The 4886-nt window shown below is 66.7% G+C and carries 3 protein-coding genes; all 3 read right to left on the minus strand.

Features of this window, described 5'->3' with window-relative positions; genetic code table 11:
• Positions 1-101: 101 nt before the first annotated feature.
• The gene (locus AYJ54_RS15385) at positions 102-1433 is read right to left on the minus strand and encodes an IS1182-like element ISBrsp8 family transposase (RefSeq protein ID WP_076611642.1); all 1332 of its coding nucleotides are present in this window, start codon (positions 1431-1433) and stop codon (positions 102-104) included.
• Between the two features lie 181 nt (positions 1434-1614).
• Positions 1615-2313, minus strand: coding sequence for a ligase-associated DNA damage response endonuclease PdeM (gene pdeM, locus AYJ54_RS15390; protein ID WP_063699845.1), 699 nt, complete (start codon positions 2311-2313; stop codon positions 1615-1617).
• Between the two features lie 200 nt (positions 2314-2513).
• On the minus strand, positions 2514-4886 hold a 2373-nt coding region (locus tag AYJ54_RS15395; protein WP_063699759.1), incomplete at its 5' end, for a ligase-associated DNA damage response DEXH box helicase.

Raw genomic sequence — 4886 nt, forward strand, 5'->3', positions numbered from 1 at the left:
CGTAGAGCCTGTGAAGCTATTGGATCTGCGGAGATTGGCCGGCAGGGAAATGGCGAGTTGAGTTGATCCGAGGGCTGTGACGAGGCGGACTGTGGGTGCCACTATGGTTTGGCGAGATGGTGGCCCTGCAGGATGTTGTTGGTGAGCGCGTACCAGAGGACGACGGCGCGGACCTTTTCGATACCGCGGACGGTCAATTGCCGCAGGTCCCAGTTGCGCCAGCGGGCATGTATGCATTCGCAGATCGTACGGGCTCGGTACTGAGCTTTGCCGTCTTCGCTGGCCATGCGAGCACGCCAGGCCAACACGCCCGGACCGTCGCCATGCCGGGGCAAATAAGGATCGACACCGCTCCTGGACTGCGTTGGTGGACAGTAGATGTCGATGCCTTCGCTATGCGCCCACTCGATATCCTCGGCGCTGCAGAAACCGCCATCGACGAGGTGGCGGCGGGGAAAGCGGCCCAGCAGTGATCGCGTTCGTTCCAGCATCGGCCGCATCAGGCCGCGATCCGATCCATTGTTGTCGACGTCGACCGTGACCACGATCAGCTCGCCCGCCGCGCTGGCCACCTGCACGTTGTAGGCTGGACGAAAGCCGGCATCCGCCATCTTCATCACCCGCGCCTGCGGGTCGGTGGTGGAGGCCCGCGCCTCCTTCGGCTTTTTGCCATTGCCGCCCTTCTCGTCGAGCTGCTTTCGCTTGCGCTTGATCTCGGCCAGCGCCGCTTGCGCCGCCTGCACCCGCTCGCTGCGTTCGCGCGCCGCGCGCTCCCTCGCGGCCCGAATGCGCCGATTGCTGGCTTCCGGATCCGCATCGACCTCGCGCTTGAGCTCCTCCACCACAGCCTGGGCCTGCGCCATCTGCCGATCCAGCGTCGCCTCCCGCCGGAACGATCCGGTCCCCGCATTGGCCCGTATCCGCACCCCGTCCTGGGTCAACTTCTCCAGATCGACCAGCCCCGCCTTGCTCAGCGCCGCCAGATGCTCGCTCAGCAGGCGGTCGAGCAGGTCGGCACAGCCGACCCGGAAGTCCGACAGCGTGTGATAGTTCATCGACACTCCGCCACATAGCCAGCGATAGACGTCATGGCTCTCGCAGAGGCGGTCCAGCGCACGCGCGCTGCCCACGCCATCGCTCGTGGCGTAAAGCCAAAGCGCCAGCAGCAGTCGTGGCGATGGCGGCGGATGACCGGGCGTATTCTCCCGCGCCTTGACCCGATCCTCAAGCTCGCTCAGGTCCAGCCCCTCAACATAGGCCCAGATCACGCGCGCCGGATGCTCTTGCCCGATCAGGCTCTCGATATCCACGGCACGCAGTTCGATCTGGTCACGCATCGGCTCGCGCAGCCGCGGCGCTCCAACCGGCTCTGCACCTGCTCGCGGCTTCGCCTGTTCCGGCAGCTCTCCAAATAGCTCTTCGTCAGCCATCATCCCCTCCGCCGAATCAAGGCACACAGAGAATCACGACGGCCTTGATCTCCGCTACATCCGCCCAGCCGAAATGAAAGATTCACAGCCTCGTAGGGTGGGTTAGCCGAAGGCGTAACCCACCGCTGTCTGTCTCCGCGGAAACGAAAGAGGCGGGCTACGCTTCGCTCCCACCCTACAAATCTCAACAACACCGCGACGCGGCGATGGCGTGCACTCGGCGGTCGCCGAGCAGGTGGGCGACAAAACCATTCCTCGGAAAGATTTTCGCGAACGCGGCGTCGCGGATGCTGAGGCCGCCGGCATAGGCGCCGAAGGCGGGCATCACGGCGCGCTCGCCGTCACAGGCGAAGCAGCGGCGCTCCATCGAACGGCCGCGCGCGGAGACGCGCGCCTTGGGATGCAGATGGCCGGCGATCTCGCCGCGCGCGCCGGTCGGCTCGTGGCGGAAGGTGATCGGCCCGATCGCGACTTCGTCGGCGATGCTGCCGCCGAGATCGCGCGGTAGCAGCGGATCGTGATTGCCGGAGATCCAGATCCAGTCGCGGCCGGCCTGGAGCGCGGCCACAGTGTCGCGATCCTCCGCCGACAGCCGCTCATGCGCGGTGCGATCGTGAAAACTGTCGCCGAGCGCGATGACGACACGCGGATCGTGGCGGGCGATGACGGCGGCGAGACGGCCGAGCGTCGCGACCGTATCGTAAGGCGGCAGCAGCACGCCGCGCGCGGCGAAGCTCGAGCCTTTTTCCAGATGCAGGTCGGAGACGACGAGCAGGCGCTGTTCCTCCCAGAAGAGCGCGCCGGAGAGATCGGCGTGGAGCGACACACTGACCACATCCAGCGTGCGCGTTGAGGTTATCGATAGCGCCACTTGCTCCGTCATGGCCGGGCTCGTCCCGGCCATCCACGTGCCACCTTCTCCGTCGTTCCGGGGCGATGCGAAGCATCGAACCCGGAATGACGGTGCTGATGGCGAGACATGAATGCCCGGGTCCCGGCTACGCCAAGGCTTCGCCGGGCGAGCAAGCCCGGGCATGACGGCGTGGAGAGAGTGGCGTCCCGAAATGTCATCGCTACAGCAGTTTACGACATCGCTTCTTTGACGAGCTCATCGGCCGCTTCCGCCAGCAGCTCGTCTGCAGCTTCGCCATAAACTGACTCGCGACCGATTTCCAGCATCACGGGGACGGCGAGCGGGGAGACGTGATCGAGTTCCCGGTGCGTGATGCGGCCCTGGATACGCGCGAGCATGTCGCCGAGACGACGCAGATCGAGCAGCCCGGTCGCAGCATCGGCGCGCGCGGCGCGCAGGAGGGTGTGATCGGCCTGGTGCTTGCGCAGCACGTCATAGACGAGGTCGGTCGAGAACAGCACCTGGCGGCGGCTCTTGTCCTCGTCGGTGAAGCGGCGCTCGATCAGGCCGGAGATCAGCGCGCAGTTGCGGAAGGTGCGCTTCATCAGCGCGGATTCCGCCAGCCAGGCCTCGAGATCGTCGCCGAGCATGTCGGGGCTGAACAGTGCATCGAGATCGAGCTGGCCGTTGCGGATCATGAAGGAGGCATCGCCGAGCCCCCAGATCGCCACCGCATATTCATTGGCGACGAAGCCGAGCGGCCGGGCGCGGGCGCGCTCCAGCCGCCGCGTCAACAGCATGCCGAGCGTCTGGTGCGCGAGCCGGCCCTCGAAGGGATAGCAGATCAGGTAGTGCCTGCTGCCGCGTGGAAAGGTCTCGACCAGGAGCTCGCGCACGCCCGGCACGCGCGAGACGTCCTTCTGCACCGACAGCCAGTCGCGGACCTGCTCGGGTAGACCATTCCAGGCGCGCTTGTCGTCGAGCAGGCGCCGCACGCGCTCGGCAAGATAGGTCGAGAGCGGAAACTTGCCGCCCATGTAGGACGGCACTTTGGGATCCTTGTCGTTGGCGCGTGAGACGTAGACCTGGTCTTCGGCCAGCGCCTCGTAGCGCACCACCTCGCCGCCGAACACAAAGGTGTCGCCGGGACTCAGGCCTTCGATGAAATATTCCTCGATCTCCCCGAGCACGCGGCCACCGCGTGCGATCGCGCCGGTCGAACCGCTGCCGGTCGAACGCGAGCGCACCAGTCGCACTTTCAGCATCGGCTCCTCGACGATGGTGCCGACATTGAGGCGATAGCTCTGCCGCACCCTGGGATTGGCGACGCGCCAGCGCCCCTGCTTGTCCTGCTTGATGCGGGCGAAGCGCTCGTAGGTTTTCAGCGCGTAGCCGCCGGTGGCGACGAAATCGACGACGTCGTCGAAATCCTGGCGCGCGAGATTTGCGTAAGGCGCGGCGGTGCGCACCTCGCCATAGAGGTCGTCGCTGAAAAACGGCTCGCCGCAGGCGCACCCGAGCACGTGCTGGGCCAGCACGTCGAGCGCGCCGGTGCGAAGCGGCGGCGTATCCTGCGCATTCTCGGCAATCGCATCGATCGCGACGCGGCACTCCAGCACCTCGAAGCGGTTCGCCGGCACCAGCACCGCGCGCGAGGCTTCATCAAGCCGATGGTTGGCGCGACCAATGCGCTGCATCAGGCGCGAGGACCCCTTGGGCGCGCCGATATTGACGACGAGATCGACGTCGCCCCAATCGACGCCGAGGTCGAGCGAGGAGGTGCAGACCACGCCGCGCAGGCGTCCTGCCGACATCGCGTCCTCGACCTTGCGGCGCTGCGCGACGTCGAGCGAGCCGTGATGCAGCGCTATCGCAAGCCCGTCGTCGTTCATGCGCCAGAGATCCTGGAACAGCATCTCGGCCTGGCTGCGGGTGTTGACGAAGACGAGCGTGGTCTTGTTCTGCTTGATCAGCTCATAGACCTCGGGAAGCGCATGGCGTGCGCCGTGGCCGGCCCAGGGCAGCCGCTCACGCGTATCGAGCATCTCGACCAGCGGCGGCGCGGCGCCGCCGGCGATGACGATGTCGGCCGACGCGGGCTTGCCACCGGGCTGCGGCACCAGGAAACGCGCGAGCTGATCGGGCTCGGCCACGGTCGCCGACAATCCGATCGCGCGCATCTCGGGCGCAAGCCGCCACAGCCGTGCGAGGCCAAGCGACAACAGATCACCCCGCTTGGACGTCACCAGCGCATGCAGCTCGTCGAGCACGATGCGCCTGAGCGAGGAGAACAGGAACGGCGCGTCATCGGAGGAAAGCAGCAGCGCGAGTTGCTCGGGCGTCGTCAGCAAAATATCCGGCGGATAGCGCCGCTGCCGCTGGCGCCGCGACACCGGCGTGTCGCCGGTGCGGGTCTCGACCTTGATCGGCAGCCCCATCTCCGCAATCGGCCGCTCGAGGTTGCGGGCGATGTCGACGGCGAGTGCCTTCAGCGGCGAGATGTAGAGGGTGTGAAGGCCGCCGGTGCGCCGAACGGTGCGGCCGGTTGAGATGAGCCGCTTCACCTCGCTCGGCTGCGCTCCCTCCCCCCTTGCGGGGGAGGG

It is taken from the genome of Bradyrhizobium centrolobii, assembly GCF_001641635.1.
Lineage (GTDB): Bacteria > Pseudomonadota > Alphaproteobacteria > Rhizobiales > Xanthobacteraceae > Bradyrhizobium > Bradyrhizobium centrolobii.